This window comes from Streptomyces sp. NPDC046727 (assembly GCF_040645635.1).
Lineage (GTDB): Bacteria > Actinomycetota > Actinomycetes > Streptomycetales > Streptomycetaceae > Streptomyces.
Genome location: NZ_JBEYYR010000046.1, coordinates 14,949 through 29,514, shown reverse-complemented (window position 1 = coordinate 29,514; position 14,566 = coordinate 14,949). Strand labels below are relative to the sequence as shown.

16 protein-coding genes and 1 riboswitch are annotated in these 14,566 nt (G+C 72.4%); of the genes, 5 read left to right on the top strand and 11 right to left on the bottom strand.

Annotated features, from left to right (window positions below):
* Positions 1 to 75: 75 nt before the first annotated feature.
* Positions 76 to 1,086, top strand: coding sequence for an LLM class F420-dependent oxidoreductase (locus ABZ937_RS37370; RefSeq protein WP_361698853.1), 1,011 nt, complete (start codon positions 76 to 78; stop codon positions 1,084 to 1,086).
* Here the strand turns inward: ABZ937_RS37370 and ABZ937_RS37365 are convergent.
* Entirely contained in the window at positions 1,083 to 1,655 is a 573-nt protein-coding gene (locus tag ABZ937_RS37365; RefSeq protein WP_361698851.1) for a hypothetical protein, read from the bottom strand. The genes ABZ937_RS37370 and ABZ937_RS37365 overlap by 4 nt on opposite strands.
* Positions 1,656 to 1,829: 174 nt before the next feature.
* On the opposite strand from ABZ937_RS37365, the gene ABZ937_RS37360 reads away from it, so the two are divergent.
* Positions 1,830 to 2,123, top strand: a complete 294-nt coding sequence (locus tag ABZ937_RS37360) for a hypothetical protein (RefSeq protein WP_361698849.1) — start codon at positions 1,830 to 1,832, stop codon at positions 2,121 to 2,123.
* 102 nt (positions 2,124 to 2,225) lie between these two features.
* On the top strand, positions 2,226 to 2,531 hold the full coding sequence (locus ABZ937_RS37355) for a hypothetical protein (RefSeq protein ID WP_361698847.1): 306 nt from the start codon (positions 2,226 to 2,228) through the stop codon (positions 2,529 to 2,531).
* Positions 2,532 to 2,593: 62 nt separating this feature from the next.
* Here the strand turns inward: ABZ937_RS37355 and ABZ937_RS37350 are convergent, their stop codons facing one another.
* From ABZ937_RS37350 to ABZ937_RS37340, 3 genes are read right to left on the bottom strand one after another with little or no spacing between them, the layout of a single operon-like run.
* Positions 2,594 to 3,664 (bottom strand): prenyltransferase/squalene oxidase repeat-containing protein, encoded by a 1,071-nt coding sequence (locus tag ABZ937_RS37350; protein ID WP_361698845.1) that lies wholly within the window; start codon positions 3,662 to 3,664, stop codon positions 2,594 to 2,596.
* Positions 3,661 to 4,425 carry a class I SAM-dependent methyltransferase gene (locus ABZ937_RS37345; RefSeq protein ID WP_361698843.1) on the bottom strand — a complete coding sequence of 255 codons (765 nt, stop codon included), beginning with the start codon at positions 4,423 to 4,425 and terminating at the stop codon, positions 3,661 to 3,663. Before ABZ937_RS37345 ends, ABZ937_RS37350 begins: the two co-directional genes overlap by 4 nt.
* Positions 4,419 to 5,834, bottom strand: a complete 1,416-nt coding sequence (locus tag ABZ937_RS37340; RefSeq protein WP_361698841.1) for a glycosyltransferase family 4 protein — start codon at positions 5,832 to 5,834, stop codon at positions 4,419 to 4,421. Before ABZ937_RS37340 ends, ABZ937_RS37345 begins: the two co-directional genes overlap by 7 nt.
* A 220-nt stretch (positions 5,835 to 6,054) precedes the next feature.
* Between ABZ937_RS37340 and ABZ937_RS37335 the strand changes: the two genes are divergently transcribed.
* On the top strand, positions 6,055 to 6,687 hold the full coding sequence (locus ABZ937_RS37335; RefSeq protein ID WP_361698839.1) for a TetR family transcriptional regulator: 633 nt from the start codon (positions 6,055 to 6,057) through the stop codon (positions 6,685 to 6,687).
* Positions 6,688 to 6,727: 40 nt separating this feature from the next.
* Positions 6,728 to 6,903: riboswitch (TPP riboswitch) on the bottom strand.
* A gap of 95 nt (positions 6,904 to 6,998) precedes the next feature.
* Here the strand turns inward: ABZ937_RS37335 and ABZ937_RS37330 are convergent.
* From ABZ937_RS37330 to ABZ937_RS37315, 4 genes are all read right to left on the bottom strand, one after another.
* The gene (locus ABZ937_RS37330) at positions 6,999 to 7,877 is read right to left on the bottom strand and encodes a tetratricopeptide repeat protein (protein WP_361698837.1); all 879 of its coding nucleotides are present in this window, start codon (positions 7,875 to 7,877) and stop codon (positions 6,999 to 7,001) included.
* Between the two features lie 50 nt (positions 7,878 to 7,927).
* Positions 7,928 to 8,986: an FAD-dependent oxidoreductase gene (locus ABZ937_RS37325; protein WP_361698835.1), complete on the bottom strand. Its 1,059-nt coding sequence runs from the start codon at positions 8,984 to 8,986 to the stop codon at positions 7,928 to 7,930.
* Between the two features lie 113 nt (positions 8,987 to 9,099).
* Positions 9,100 to 9,333, bottom strand: coding sequence for a ferredoxin (locus ABZ937_RS37320; RefSeq protein ID WP_361698833.1), 234 nt, complete (start codon positions 9,331 to 9,333; stop codon positions 9,100 to 9,102).
* 3 nt (positions 9,334 to 9,336) lie between these two features.
* A complete protein-coding gene (locus tag ABZ937_RS37315) occupies positions 9,337 to 10,788 on the bottom strand; it encodes an aldehyde dehydrogenase (protein ID WP_361698831.1) in 1,452 nt (483 codons plus the stop codon).
* Between the two features lie 108 nt (positions 10,789 to 10,896).
* Here ABZ937_RS37315 and ABZ937_RS37310 point away from each other — a divergent pair, with 108 nt between their 5' ends.
* Positions 10,897 to 11,922, top strand: coding sequence for an MBL fold metallo-hydrolase (locus tag ABZ937_RS37310; RefSeq protein ID WP_361698946.1), 1,026 nt, complete (start codon positions 10,897 to 10,899; stop codon positions 11,920 to 11,922).
* 112 nt (positions 11,923 to 12,034) lie between these two features.
* Here ABZ937_RS37310 and ABZ937_RS37305 read toward each other — a convergent pair whose 3' ends face one another.
* Genes ABZ937_RS37305 through ABZ937_RS37295 form a run of 3 tightly spaced genes read right to left on the bottom strand, consistent with a single transcriptional unit; the run spans position 12,035 to position 14,446 of the window.
* A complete protein-coding gene (locus ABZ937_RS37305; RefSeq protein WP_361698829.1) occupies positions 12,035 to 13,234 on the bottom strand; it encodes an MAB_1171c family putative transporter in 1,200 nt (399 codons plus the stop codon).
* Positions 13,234 to 13,860 (bottom strand): hypothetical protein, encoded by a 627-nt coding sequence (locus ABZ937_RS37300; RefSeq protein ID WP_361698827.1) that lies wholly within the window; start codon positions 13,858 to 13,860, stop codon positions 13,234 to 13,236. The genes ABZ937_RS37305 and ABZ937_RS37300 overlap by 1 nt, the downstream gene beginning before the upstream one ends.
* Positions 13,853 to 14,446: an XRE family transcriptional regulator gene (locus ABZ937_RS37295; protein WP_361698825.1), complete on the bottom strand. Its 594-nt coding sequence runs from the start codon at positions 14,444 to 14,446 to the stop codon at positions 13,853 to 13,855. Before ABZ937_RS37295 ends, ABZ937_RS37300 begins: the two co-directional genes overlap by 8 nt.
* Between the last annotated feature and the right edge of the window lie 120 nt (positions 14,447 to 14,566).

Here is a 14,566-nt window from a genome sequence, read left to right as displayed (position 1 = left end):
CCCTTCCGGGCGGGGGGCCGTTGTCGTACAGTCGCCTCCCGGCTGATATCTGACAGAACGTCAGGAGGCAGGCGTATGCGGCTCGGTCTCGCACTCGGCTACTGGGGACGCGGTCCGGACGCCGGTCATGTGCCGCTCGCGCAGGAGGCGGAACGGCTCGGCTACGACTCCGTGTGGACGGCGGAGTCCTGGGGCTCGGACGCCTTCACCACGCTGACCTGGATCGCGGCGCGGACGTCAAGGATCAAACTGGGTACGGCGGTCGCCCAGATGGCGGCCCGCTCGCCGACGGCCACCGCGATGCACGCGCTCACCCTGGACCACCTCTCCGGCGGGCGGGTGCTGCTCGGACTCGGGCTGTCCGGGCCGCAGGTGGTGGAGGGCTGGTACGGCCGCCCGTTCCCGAAGTCACCGCTGACCGCGACCCGGGAGTACGTGGACGCCGTACGGCAGGTGCTGCGCCGCCAGGCGCCGGTGGAGGTCGACGGCCGCTTCCACCCCCTCCCCTACCGCGGACCGGACGGCACGGGCCTCGGCAAGCCGCTGAAGCCGATCACCCACCCCCTGCGCCGGGACCTGCCCGTCCTGCTGGGTGCGGAGGGCCCCAGGAACGTCGCCCAGACGGCCCGGATCGCCGACGGCTGGCTGCCGCTGTACTGGGCGCCGAGCCGGCCCGAGGTGTACGGGGACGTGGTGCGGGAGTTGCCCAAGGGGTTCCTGGTGGCTCCGCTGGCCCGGGTGAAGGTGTGCGACGACGTGGCCGAGGGGCTGCTGCCGGTCAAGGCCATGCTCGGCTTCTACATCGGCGGGATGGGGCACGCGGCCCGCAACTTCCACGCCGACCTGATGGCCCGCATGGGGTACGAGACGGAGGCCCGGCGGATCCAGGAACTGTTCCTCGCCGGGCGGCGGGAGGAGGCCGTGATGGCCGTCCCGGACGCCTTCGCCGACGAGATCTCCCTGGTCGGCCCGCGTGAACGCATCGCCGAGCGGCTGGAGTTGTGGCGTGCGGGCCCGGTGACGGACCTGCTGGCCCTGTCCCCGGACCCGCACACGCTGCGGGTGCTGGCGGAGCTGAACGGCTAGCCCTTGGTCAGCTGGGAGCCCGAGGGCACCTGGTCCTTGACCGGGGCGCCGGCGCTCTGCCCCGCGTCCTTGACGTCGTTGATGACGTCGTCGAAGGAGTTCGCCGCGTTCTCGTCGCCCTTGCGGAGCTTGGACGGCAGGTTCTTCAGGGCGTCGATGCCGGCGCCGAGCGGGGCGAGGGCCTTGGAGAGCGTCGGATCGCCCTGGGCGTTCTTCTGGGCCGCCTTGAGCCGGTTGTAGGCGAAGGCGCCGGCGAGGCCGGCCTTGATCAGAGCCGTTCTGCGGCCCTTGGCGCCCTTCTTGAACTTGCCCGCCTTCCAGGGCTTCACGATCCACTGGTAGGTCGCGCCGGCGGCGAGGCCCGCGTTGGCCACGAACCGGGTCTTGGCGAACTTCTGGCGTTCGGCGGACGTGCTGGGGCTGGGGCTGGGGCTGTCGGCGGCCGGCACGGCTTGCGCCGCCGAGGTGTCCTTCGTACTGCTCTTCTCGCTGCCGCAGGCGGTGGCACCGGCCACCAGAGCGCAGCACAGGGTGAGCGCCACGAAGAGGCGCCGTATCGGCACGGGCACGAGGTCCTCCGGACGTGTCCTCCCCGAGCGGTCTGACTTCCTCCGGAAGCCTCCCCCGGGGCGACGGAACGCACCACTCGGCGGACGCCGTCCGGGTGACGCCCGGGGCTCCTTCCGGGCCCCTTCCGGGTCTTGTCCGGGTTTCGCCGGCCGCCGTGCGGCAATCCGGAAAGTATGTCCCCTCGATATCGCAACGGTGCGAACCAAGCCGGGACGGTCATCGCGATCGTCGCCGACGTCATGGCGCTGATCCTCGGCCTGTGGATCCTGATGTACCTGCTGGACGCGAACCGGGCCAACAGCCTGGTCCAGTTCGTGCACGACACGGCCTCCTGGCTGGCAGGCTGGTCGCACGACCTGTTCACCTTCGACGAGGCATGGGCCCGAGTGGTCGCCGGCTACGGCCTCGCCGCCGTGGTCTACCTGTTCGTCGGCCACGCCATAGCCAACCGGATACACCGGCACTGACCACCCGGATCCGACGCCGACAGGGGCCGGTTACCGGCGAGTTCACAGAGCTTTGTAAGATCCCTCCGACCAACTCAAGCCCAATCATGGGGGATACAGCTCATGACCAAGCGCTTTTCCGCTCTGGCCGTCTCCGCGGCCATCGCCGGAGGCCTCTTCGTCACGTCGGTGCCCGCTCACGCCGCCACCCCGGCCGGCCACGGCGTGGTCTCCAAGGCCGCCGTCACGTGCAACAAGAACCAGATGCGCCAGCAGATAGCCAACCTCAAGGCCAAGGCCGCGCAGCTGAAGCACCTGGGAGAGAACGAGGCGGCCAGGAAGGCGCTCGCCGAGGCGGCCGCCATCCAGCGGAAGCTCGACGCGTGCATCAAGGCCGAGGACGAGGCGGCCAAGCCGTTCCCCGGCTAAGTTCCCGGTTCGCTGTGGCGCCGCCCGTCCCGTCTCACGGGGTGGGCGGCGCCACGCGCTTGTCAGGCGCAGCAGTCCGGGGTCAGGCCCGTCGGCAGGCGCTCGCCGCCGAACACCGCGCACGTGGCCTCGTGGCCGCCCAGTGCGGCCACGGCCAGGAGCAGGGAGCCCGCCGTCCAGGTGGTCAGTTCCCGGGGCCAGATCGCGTCGTCCTCGAAGACGTAGCCCGTCCAGTACAGGCCGCTCTCGGGGTCGCGCAGGTGCTGGATGGACTGGAGGATCTCCAGGGCCCGGTCGGACTCGCCCATCGCCCACAGCGCCAGGGCGAGTTCGCTGGACTCGCCGCCGGTCACCCAGGGGTTGGGGACCACACAGCGCACACCGAGGCCCGGGACGACGAACCGGTCCCAGTCCGCCTCGATGCGGGCCGTGGCCTCCCGCCCGGTCAGGGCGCCGCCGAGGACCGGGTAGTACCAGTCCATCGAGTAGCGGTCCTTGTCGAGGAAGCGCTCGGGATGCCGGCGGATCGCGTGGCGCAGCGACCCGGCCGCCAACTCCCAGTCGGGCTGCGGCTCTTCACGCTGCTCGGCGATCGCGAGCGCGCAGCGCAGGGCGTGGTGGATCGAGGAGCTGCCCGTGAGCAGGGCGTCCGCCGTCCCCGTGCCGTCGTCCTCCCGGCGCCAGCCGATCTGGCCGCCCGGCTGCTGCAGCCGCAGCACCCATTCGACGGCCGCGTAGACGGTCGGCCACATGCGGTCCAGGAACGTGTCGTCACCGGTGGAGAGGTAGTGGTGCCAGACGCCCACGGCTATGTAGGCGACGAAGTTGGACTCGCGGGCGCGGTCGGTGACGTCGTCGTGGGCGCCGTCGGCGTAGGCCGCGTACCAGGAGCCGTCCTCGTTCTGGTGCCGGGCGAGCCAGCTGTACGCCCGCTCGGCGGCCTCGTGTTCGCCGGCCGCGTCCAGGGCCATCGCGGCCTCGGTGTGGTCCCAGGGGTCCAGGTGGTGCCCGCGGAACCACGGGATCGCACCGTCCTCCCGCTGCACGGCGAGGATGCCGGCGACGGTCGCGGCAGCCTGCTCGGCGGTGAGGACCCCGGGCAGGACGAGGTGTTCTGTCCGGGGGGTGGTCACTCGGCGGCCGACCCTTCGGACACGGCGGTCTCCTCGGACAGCCGCGGCAGGTGCGGCTTGGTCGCGTAGACCACGAAGCTCTTGCCGATCAGCGGGTTGAGCGCCTGCTCGGCGAGCCGGGTGGCCAGCGGCTTCTTCATGATGTCCCAGACCAGCAGCTTGTGGTACGCCCGCACCGGCAGCGCCTTGTCGTTGTCGACGCCGAACGCGCACTTCAGCCACCAGTACGGCGAGTGCAGGGCGTGCGCGTGGTGGCTGCCGTACGGCCTCAGGCCCGCCTCGCGGACCTTCCCGACCAGCTCGTCGGCCTTGTAGATGCGGATGTGGCCGCCCTCGACCTCGTGGTAGGCGTCGGACAGCGCCCAGCAGACCTTCTCGGGGCCGTAGCGCGGCACGGTGATCGCGATGCGCCCGCCCGGCTTGAGCACGCGCACCATCTCGGCGAGCACGCCCTTGTCGTCGGGGATGTGCTCCATCACCTCGGAGATGATGACCACGTCGAACGACTCGTCGGGGAAGGGGAGCGCCAGCGCGTCACCCTCCATGGCCGTGGCGGTGGCGCCCTCGGGTGCCTCCCCGGCCTCCTTCATCGCCGCGAACCACTTGGCGACCTCGCGGATCTCCTCGCCGTTCTGGTCCAGGGCCACGACCTGGGCGCCGCGCCGGTAGCACTCGAAGGCGTGCCGGCCGGCCCCGCAGCCGAGGTCCAGGACGCGGTCGCCCGGGGCGAGCGGGAACCGGGAGAAGTCGACGGTCAGCACGTGGCCCTGCTTTCGGAGGAGACGCCTGCAACACTTACCGAGGCCGCGGAGCGGCCGGGAGTCTGGTCCACGGACGGGCTGACGCCTGCCGGGGAGCGGCGCGGGCCCGCCGAGCGGGCGATGGCCTCGCGGTAGTGGGCCACCGTGCCCTCCGCGGCGCGGGCCCAGGTGAAGTTCCGCAGCACCCGCTCCCGGCCCGCCGCTCCGAGCCGTACGCGCAGCTCGCGGTCGCCCAGCAGCCGGTTCAGCCCGGCGGCCAGCGCCCCCGCGTCGCCGGGCGGTACGGCCAGGCAGGTCTCGCCGTCGGGGCCGGCGACCTCGGGGATCGCACCGCCGGTGGTGGCGACCAGCGGGGTGCCGGTGGCCATGGCCTCGGCGGCGGGCAGCGAGAAGCCCTCGTAGAGGGAGGGCACGCAGGCCACCTCGGCGGAGCGGATCAGGTCGACCAGTTCGGCGTCGGAGATGCCCTTGACGAAGTCGACAGCGCCTTCGAGGCCGTACCGCTCGATCGCCTGCGCGACCGGGCCCTCCTGCGGGCGCTTGCCGACGACGACGAGGTGGGCGGCCGGGTGCTCGGTGCGCACCTTGGCGAGCGCCTCCACCAGGAACACCAGCCCCTTGAGCGGCACGTCCGCGCTGGAGGTGGTGACGATCCGGCCCGGCACCTCGGGGACGGCCGGATTCGGCGCGAACAGGTCGGTGTCGGCGCCGATGTGCACGACATGGATCCGGTCGTTCCGGACACCGAGGTGGTCCACGATCTCGTCGCGGGAGCTGCCGGAGACGGTGAGGACCGAGGGCAGGCGGCGGGCGACGCGCTTCTGCATGCGGGTGAAGGCGTACCAGCGGCGCACCGAGTAGCGGCGCTGCCAGGTGTCGGCGGCGTCCAGCTCCAACTGCCGGTCCACGGTGATCGGGTGGTGGATCGTGGTGACCAGAGGAGCGCCGATGTCGCCCAACAGGCCGTATCCGAGGGTCTGGTTGTCGTGGACGACGTCGAACTCGCCGCGCCGGGCGCGCAGATGGTGGCGGGCGCGGAGCGAGAAGGTCAGCGGCTCGGGGAAGCCGCCGGTCCACATGGTCGCGACCTCCAGGGCGTCGACCCAGTCCCGGTACTCGTCGCGTTTCGGGGTGCGGAAGGGGTCGGGCTGGCGGTAGAGGTCGAGGCTGGGCAGCTCGGTGAGGGTGAGCTGGGGGTAGCCCTCGTCGAGGACGGGGTACGGCTGCGATCCGATGACCTCGACGCGGTGGCCGAGGCGGGCCAGCTCGCGCGAGAGATGCCGTACGTAGACACCCTGCCCCCCGCAGAACGGGTTCCCCTTGTAGGTGAGGAGCGCGATGTCGAGCGGTCGCCCGCCGTCGGCCGCGGGGTCCTCCTGGGCACCCGCTTCCCGGGCCTCAGCGGTCACTCCGTGCCCCCTTCTGCCTGCGCTGTCCCGCGAGACTACGACGGGACGCTAATCTAGAACAAGTTTCAGACTTGATCGTTCAAGAGGCTCTGAATCTACCGGCAGGTAGGGGCGCTGTGAGCAGTGGATCAGGTGATTCGCGCCACGGCGCGCGACCCTGTCATCCTGTCTGATCACGAGCCCTACAGACACCCTCACCGACTGTCACGGAACGGGACCCATGCCTGCGGAATCCAAGCGGGAAGCCAGTACGGTCCGGCCCACCTCGTCCCCGCTCACCGAGCGGCAGGAGGCCCGCCGGCGCAGGATCCTGCACGCGAGCGCCCAGCTGGCCAGCCGGGGCGGGTTCGACGCCGTGCAGATGCGCGAGGTGGCGGAGTCCTCCCAGGTCGCACTGGGCACCCTCTACCGCTACTTCCCCTCCAAGGTGCACCTGCTGGTCGCCACCATGCAGGACCAGCTGGAGCACATGCACGGCACCCTGCGCAAGAAGCCTCCGGCGGGCGACACCGCCGCGGAACGCGTCGCGGAGACCCTGATGCGCGCCTTCCGGGCGCTGCAGCGGGAACCCCATCTGGCCGACGCGATGGTCCGCGCGCTCACCTTCGCCGACCGCAGCGTCTCGCCCGAGGTCGACCAGGTCTCCCGCCAGACGACGGTGATCATCCTGGACGCGATGGGCTCGGAGAACCCCACCGCCGAGCAGCTCTCCGCGGTCCGGGTCATCGAGCACACCTGGCACTCGGCGCTGATCACCTGGCTGTCGGGCCGGGCCTCCATCGCCCAGGTGAAGATCGACATCGAGACGGTGTGCCGCCTGATCGACCTGACGGAGCCGGCCGAGCACGCGTGACCCCCCGGGCCGGGCGGCCGAAGTCGTACCGGGATGCGAAAAACCTACGAGACGGGTTCCCTTCGCCGGCATTGCCCGGATCAGGTAATGGGGGTCGCCGTCGAGCCTGACTGCTGCTCTTCGGCCTCTCAGCCCTACCGTCGCTGTCGGCCCGGGCGGATGCTTCTGCATCCCGCCTGAGTCGGCTACTCCGGTCGGACTCCCTCACTCGCCTCGTAGGCACTTCCAGGATAGGACGGGAAGGCCTGACGGAACCCGCCATTTCGCACCATTTGCGAACAAGTCGGCCCCATCGGCCTCGCTTCCTCCCCTCAGCCGGGGAGGCCGGCCTCGACCGTCGCCAGCCCGTCCCAGCCCCGCCCCTCCGGCGCCCGGCCGGCCCACTCGTCCAGCAGCCGGCGGGCCTCCTCCTCCGGGGCCGCCAGGAAGACCCGCTGGGTGCCCGCGTGGACCTGGCGCTCCCGCTCGTGCGTGCCCTCGCTGCAGCAGGCGCACAGCAGCTCGAAGCTGCTCGCGGGCTCGGCGCCGTAGTCGTGCCCGGAGACCAGGTCGACCAGGTCGTCGACGTCGGCGGCCTCGCCCGCGTGCACCGTCACCGCGAGCGTCGGCAGGTCGGAGGACTCGAAGAGGAGGAGCTCGTCGAAGACCGGGTACTCGCGGCCGTCGACGACCCGTCGGCCCCTCGGTTCGCCGTCGTGCACGACGATCTCGCCGAAGCGGCGCCCGGCGCTCCCCGGTACGTTCATGACCCGGCCGCGGGTGGGGCAGAGCCGGTCGATCCAGACGACCTCCCGCTCGCCGCCCGTGTCCAGGCGTACGCAGGCGGCACCGAAGCGCCCGTTGATCTCGCCGTCCCCGTCCGGCACCGGGATGCCGAAGCCCTCCCAGGCCCGCCGGGCGGTGGCCCAGTCGCGCTGGATGGTGGCCGCGATGCCCAGGTTCCAGTACGCCGGATCGCCCTCGCCGCGCGGGGCGCGGGCGGCGGCCTCGCGGCCCAGCTCGTACGCCTTCGCCCAGTTGCGCAGGAACTTGTGGGCGAGGGCGGCGTCGTACCACCACACCGGGCTCTTCGGCGCCTCCGGATGGTGCGCGAGCACGCGCTCCAGGAGTCCGGCCGCAACCGGCCAGTCCTCGGCGTCCCAGGCCGCGTAGGCCTCCTCGATCAGCCGCTCGGCCTCGGACTCGTGCACGCCGCTCCCCACCCGGTCTCTTCTCGGAACCGCAGGAGCGTACCCCGTGGTCAGGCGCCGACCGCCTTGCGGGTGCCGTACTTCGTGCCGGTGTAGACGATCTTCTTGAACAGCACGGCGGTGCGTCCCTTGATGTGGCTGTCGCGGAGGGTGTCGTCGCGCTGGGTGAACTGGGCCACCGCGTCCTTGCCGCCGAGGCTGACACACCGGGCCACGTAGTGCAGCGCGTACGGCTCCGGCGCACGGCCCTCGGCCAGCCGGGCCAGGGCGTCGACCGCGGCACCGGCCTGAGGGGCGGCGGTCTGGCAGCCGAAACGGGCGCCGGGTACGGCCGCGCAGTCGCCGATGGCGAAGATCCGCGGGTCGCTGACGCTGCGCAGGAACTCGTCCACGACGACCCGGCCCCCCGCGTCGACCTCCAGGCCGCTGCGCGCCGCCAGTTCGGGCACGCCCGCCACGATCGCCCACAGCGTCAGGTCGGAGGGCACCTCCCGGCCCGAGCGCAGCCGCACCGCGCCCACGGCCGCTTCCGCGACACCGTCCTCGACGACGTCGACCCCCAGCCGGTCCAGCGCTGCGAGGACCCGCTGCCGCGCCCTGCCGGACAGGCAGTCGGCGACCGCCGCCGCGACGAGCCGCACCCGCAGGTCGGGCCTGGCCCCGGCCACCTCGGTCGCCGTCTCGATCCCGGTGGCCCCGCCGCCGACCACCGTGACGGTGCTCCCCGCCGCAAGCGCGGCGAGCGCCGCCCGCGCCCGCACCGCCCCCTCCCAGGTGCCCACCGGCACCGTGCCCGGCAGCGGCCGCACCGTGCTGCCCACGGCGAGGAAGAGATGGTCGAAACCGATGCTCTCCCCGTCATCCAGGATGACGGCGCCGTCACCGATCCTCTCCACGGTCCCGGTCCGCGACACGATCCCGGCCCGCAGCATCGACGTCAGCGGCGTGGCCGCCACGGCGGTCCCGGCGACCTGCTGGTGCAACCGGATCCGCTCCACGAACTCGGGCCGCTCGTTGACCACGGTGACCTCGGCACCCTTCACCCGCTTGGCCACCCGGTTCGCCGCGAACGCCCCCGCGTAACCGGCACCCACCACAACAACCTTCATCTCGGCCTCCCGTCGGATCGGCTGGTCGACTCTGAGACGAGCGAGGCCTGTCTTCCCGTGACACGGCGGTTGTGTGAAGCACGCCACAGGGGGCCGTGGCAGGTCACCTTCGCCTACTCCTCCGGCGGGAACACCGCCTCCCCGCTGCCCAACAGGGTGATCACGATGGCCTCCACCGGGCAGCTCTCGGCCGCCTCCAGGATCTGCTCGGCGGCGTCGGTGTCGGGGGCGACGGGGTGGGACTGGCGGGCGGGGTCGAGGCGGAAGTCGTCCGGGGCGTGGTGGAGGCACTGGGCCGAGCCGATGCACACCGACCGGTCGACCTCGACGTGCCAGCGGTCGCCCATGGGCTACGCCCCCGCCGGGAGGTGGATCATCTTGTGCTCCAGGTACGCGCCGTAGCCCTCCGGGCCGAACTCCCGCCCCAGGCCGGAGTCCTTGTAGCCGCCGAACGGGCCGAGCATGTCCAGGCTGAAGGTGTTGACGGAGTAGGTGCCGGTGCGCACCCGCCGGGCGATGTCGATGCCGTGCTCGACGTCCGCCGTCCACACGCTGCCGGAGAGGCCGTAGTCGGAGTCGTTGGCGATCTTCACGGCCTCGGACTCGTCGCCGTACGGCAGCAGGCAGATGACCGGGCCGAAGATCTCCTCGCGGGCGATGCGCATGGAGTTGTCGACGTCGCCGAAGAGGGTCGGTTCGACGTACCAGCCACGCTCCAGGCCCGCCGGACGGCCGCCGCCGGTGAGGACCTTGGCGCCCTCCTCCTGGCCGATGCGGATGTAGTCGAGGTTGCGGCGCTGCTGCCGCTCGGCGACCAGGGGGCCGACCTGGGTCGCGGGGTCCAGCGGGTCGCCGACCTTGAGGGCGCTCGCCGCCTGTGCGAAGGCGTCGGCGAACTCGTCGTAGCGGGCGCGGGGGACGAGGATGCGGGTCTGGGCGACGCAGGCCTGGCCGTTGTTCATCCAGGCCGCTGGGACGATCCCCGACACGGCCGTCTGGACGTCCGCGTCCGGCAGCACGACCGCCGCCGACTTGCCGCCCAGCTCCAGCGTGACCCGGGTGAGATTGCGGGCCGCCACCTCCATCACCCGCTTGCCGGCCGCGACCGAGCCGGTGAAGGAGACCTTGTCGACGCCCGGGTGTCCGACCAGGTACTCGCTGACCTCGCGGTCGGCGGGGAGGATGGACAGCACGCCCTCGGGGAGCCCGGCCTGGCGGGCGATCTCGCCCAGCAGATAGGCGTCCAGCGGGGATTCCGGGGACGGCTTGAGTACGACCGTGCAGCCGGTCAGCAGCGCGGGCGCGAGCTTGGCGGCGGCGACGAACTGCGGGACGTTCCACGGGACGACGGCGGCCACCACACCGACCGGTTCGCGCCGGACCAGGATCGGCCCGAGGACCCCGTCCCGCCGTTCCTCGTGGACGAACTCCCGGGCGACCCGGATCGCCGCGTCCCACACCATCATCGCGCCGAGCGCCTGGGCGAGGACGCTCCAGGAGTACGGGGAGCCGTTCTCCGAGGAGATCACCCGGGCGATCTCCTCGTGCCGGGCGGCGATGCCGTCCTTGATGCGGCCGACGACCTCGATCCGCTCCTCCAGCGTCGCGCGCGGCCAGGGCCCTTCGTCGAACGCGCGGCGCGCGACGGCCACGGCCCGGTCGACGTCCGCCCGGGAGGCGTGCGGCACGCGGCCGATGACCTCCTCGGTGTGCGGCGAGATCACCTCGATGACGTCCCGGCCCAACGGGTCGGTCAACTCCCCGCCGATGAACAGCTGTCCGTGTTCCACGAGTTCGGTCATGACCGACTGCCTCCCGCCGTACCGCACAGTTTCTGACGCTGCCTCAGAACTGATACCAGTTCTAGTTATAGTGGGCAATGGCCGCAGGGCGGAGGGGGCGTGGATCAGATGGCGGAGACGTTCGATCACGGCGGGGGCGTACGGTCGGTCCAGGTGCCCATTCCGGACAACCCTCTGGGCCACACGCTGGTGTACGTCGTGGACACCGACCGGGGGCCGGTGCTGGTCGACACCGGCTGGGACGATCCCGCGTCCTGGGAGACCCTCGTCGCCGGGCTCGCGGCCTGCGGTACGTCGGTCGCGGAGGTGTACGGCGTGGTCGTCACGCACCACCACCCGGACCACCACGGGCTGTCGGCGCGGGTGCGTGAGGCCTCCGGCGCCTGGGTGGCGCTGCACGCGGCGGACGCGGCGATCGTGCGCCGGGCGCGGGAGACCCGGCCGGAGCGGTGGTTCTCGTACATGGCGGCCAAGCTGGCGGCGGCGGGCGCGCCCGAGGAGCACGTGGCGCCGTTGCGCAGGCCACGCGAGCGGACCCTGCCCGGTCTCTCCCCCGCTCTGCCGGACCGGGAGATCGTCCCCGGCGAACTCCTCGACCTGCCGGGCCGCCGGCTGCGCGCGATCTGGACCCCCGGGCACACGCCCGGCCATGTCTGCCTGCACCTGGAGGAGGAGCACCCGGCGCGGCTGCCCGGCCACGGCCGCCTGTTCAGCGGCGACCATCTGCTGCCCGGGATCACCCCGCACATCGGGCTGTACGAGGACCCGGACGACGCGACCGTCACCGATCCCCTCGGCGACTACCTCGACTCCCTGGAGCGGATCGGGCGGCTCACCCCCGCCGAGATCCTCCCGGCCCATCAGCACGCCTTCACCGACGCGCCGGCACGCGTACGGGCGCTGCTCGACCACCACGAGAGCCGCCTGTCCGGCCTCCTCTCCCTCCTCGCCGAGCCCCTCACCCCCTGGCGGCTCGCCGAGCGCATGGAGTGGAACCGCCCCTGGCCCGACATCCCCTACGGCTCCCGCACCATCGCGGTCTCGGAGGCCGAGTCCCACCTGCGCCGCCTGGTGAAGCTGGGCCGCGCGGAACCGGTGCCGGGGAGCGATCCGGTGGCGTACGTGGCGGTGTGAGATCGGTTGCCGCACGGGGCCCGCGAGCTGTTCACCGAGGACGGCCGCCGGCTGATCACCTCCCGCACCCTGCACCTCGCCTTCGCCGGGCCCACTCCCCAGGTGCCGCGGGTCAGTTGGCGCCCACCGCTTCCGTGGCGGCCGGTTCCCGGCGGAACCTCTCGATGGCCGCCGCGTGGAAGCGCAGCGCGTCCGCGACGGACTCCAGTTCGCTGTCGGGGACGCAGGCGGGGTACCCGGCCGGCAGCGGGCGGGGGCGGTCGTCGGGTGCGTGCAGCGCGTCGGCCGCGACGAAGATGTCCACCGCCGCCGCGATGCCCCGGGCGACGGACTCCGGGTAGCCCGCCGCCGTCACCGCCTGCCGTACCCGGTCGCGCCGGGACGCGCACAGGTACGGGGCCAGCTTGAGGAGGCCGTCGTTGATGGCGGCCCGGCGCAGTTCCAGCCGGAGGGCGGCACCGCTGACCTTGCCGGTCGCGGGCGCCGCCGGCGCGGTGACGGTCACCATGGTCTGCCACAGCGGCTTCAGCCGCCGGTGGGTGCGCACCAGCCGCCGGCGCTCCTGTGCCCACGGCCCGGCCTGCCCGGCGAGGAAGCCGATGGCCACCAGCACCGCCTCGGCGATGGCGAACGGCGGGGCGACGTACGTGGACAGCCTGTCCCAGTTCCGGCCGCTCCAGCGGGCGCCGACCGCGGCGAGCTTGGCGATGTCGAAGAGGAGCCCGAGGGCGTACGCCTCCTGGAGGAAGATCACCGCCCGGCGCAGCCACTTGTCCTCGACCTCGCGGAACCAGGCCCACAGCATGCCGGCCGCGACCAGCGCGGACACCAGGTGCGCGACGAGGTAGAGCAGCACGAACTCGCGCATCCAGGGCGTGTCGGCGTAGTACGTGTCGAGGTCGCGGGTGCGCTCCAGGTGGTGGTCGCCGAGCAGGAACGTCGTCCACAGGCCGACGATGATGACGGAGTACGCCACCCAGACCAGGCGGGTGCGCCGGCGGCGCACCGCGGACGGCGGCTCACGCCAGGTGATGATGAGCCACAGGCAGGCGCCGCAGTAGACGGTCAGCAGGGAGTACACCCACAGGCCCGCGAAGTTGGGGATGCCGACGAGGGTGTTGATGCGGTGCAGGTTGGCCGGTGGCAGCGAGGCGAAGGTGATCGCGCCGATGCCGAGCAGCAGGGCGGTGGCCCGCAGGATCGGGTCCTGCCAGGCGCGCCGCAGCAGCGGCAGTTTGATCACGAAGGCGACGGCCAGCAGGACGGCCGGGACGGCGTAGGCGGCGAGGGAGCCGGCGATGTCCCAGCGCATCAGGGCCCGCCGATGTTGCCCAGCGAGGACGACAGCCGGTCGGTGAGGGTGTCCTGGGTCATCCGGCCGGCCGCACCGGGCCCGACGACCTTGGAGAACTTCGCCGCGAGCCGCAGCCCGCACTCCTCGGCCTCCCACTCGGCCGCGGCGGCCGCCCCGGCGGGCGAGCGGGTGGCCATGGCGACCACCTGGTCCCAGGGGACGTCGTCGTCGGCGCGGCACAGCAGCCGGCGGGCGGCGGCGGGCAGCCCGCCCGGGTAGTGCACGTCCAGGGTGCCGTAGTGGATGTGGCCGATCTCGTGGCCGGCGATGACGAACTTGTGCGGGTCCGGGGCCCGGTCCTCGACCACGACGATGTACTCGTCGTCCCGCGCGAGGGTGACCCCGGAGACGTCCAGGCCCGGCGGGAAGACGACGAACTTCAGCCGGACCGGGCGGTCCAGCCGCGGGCTGAGCGTGGCGCACAGAGCGTGCAGGAACGTCTCCGGGGTGGTCGGCGGGGTGAGGGTCCGCACGGTGTCGCGCACGAGCCGGTCGAGGAAGCGCTTCGGCGACCGAGAGGGCCTCGGCGGCTTCGCGGGCGCCGCCAACCGCGGATCCGTCAGGTCGGCGGACTGTTCAGGCACGCCCGGTGTCCCCCGCCCGCTCCGAGGCGATGATCATCTCGGCCAGGTCGGCCAGGGTGGCGAGCTGCCGGGCGTTCATCTGCGGAGCCCGGGCGGCCAGTCGTATCAGCCCGCTCTCGCGCAGCCGCAGCAGCGGGTCCGCCTCGGCCTCCAGGCTCTGCAGCACCGGCTGCAGAGCCTCGTGCAGCGCCTCCGGTTCGTCGGCGGTGAAGAAGCCCGCGGGCAGGCCGAAGAACCGGCGCAGCCGGTCGGCGTGCTCCAGGCTCGGCATGCCGCTCTTGCGCCACACGCTCAGCCACTGCCGGCTGGTGCCGGCGATCCTTGCGAGCTCGTCCAGCGAGTACCGCTTGCCGTCCGCGCGGCGCCGGGTCTCGCGGATGAAGTCCAGTCGCTGGCGGACCCGTTGGGCCAGGCCGGTCTCGGTGGCCCGGCCGCCGGAGAGCAGTTCGACGACGTCACCGACGGGGATGCCGGTGCGGTAGGAGAGTCCGGCCACGTCGAGGGCCTCCGGCAGGCGGCCGGGCCGGCCGGTCAGCTCGCCGAGCCGGTCCAGGACATCGGCCAGCGAGGCGTAGGCGTCACTCACCGAGATCCCCCCTGGGCGTGTCGTCCGTTCGGCGGCTGGGCTGACGGCGAGGCTACCGGTTCGCCCGTTCGGCGACCAGACGTGACAAGGCTCCCTGCCTAATTGCGCAGCTATCGTTGA

Coding starts and splice junctions, on each gene's coding strand:
- ABZ937_RS37370 (WP_361698853.1), top strand. CDS start 76: ATGCGGCTCGGTCTCGCACTCGGCTACTGGGGACGCGGTCCGGACGCC.
- ABZ937_RS37360 (WP_361698849.1), top strand. CDS start 1,830: ATGTCCCCTCGATATCGCAACGGTGCGAACCAAGCCGGGACGGTCATC.
- ABZ937_RS37355 (WP_361698847.1), top strand. CDS start 2,226: ATGACCAAGCGCTTTTCCGCTCTGGCCGTCTCCGCGGCCATCGCCGGA.
- ABZ937_RS37335 (WP_361698839.1), top strand. CDS start 6,055: ATGCCTGCGGAATCCAAGCGGGAAGCCAGTACGGTCCGGCCCACCTCG.
- ABZ937_RS37325 (WP_361698835.1), bottom strand. CDS start 8,986: ATGAAGGTTGTTGTGGTGGGTGCCGGTTACGCGGGGGCGTTCGCGGCG.
- ABZ937_RS37320 (WP_361698833.1), bottom strand. CDS start 9,333: ATGGGCGACCGCTGGCACGTCGAGGTCGACCGGTCGGTGTGCATCGGC.
- ABZ937_RS37315 (WP_361698831.1), bottom strand. CDS start 10,788: ATGACCGAACTCGTGGAACACGGACAGCTGTTCATCGGCGGGGAGTTG.
- ABZ937_RS37310 (WP_361698946.1), top strand. CDS start 10,897: ATGGCGGAGACGTTCGATCACGGCGGGGGCGTACGGTCGGTCCAGGTG.
- ABZ937_RS37305 (WP_361698829.1), bottom strand. CDS start 13,234: ATGCGCTGGGACATCGCCGGCTCCCTCGCCGCCTACGCCGTCCCGGCC.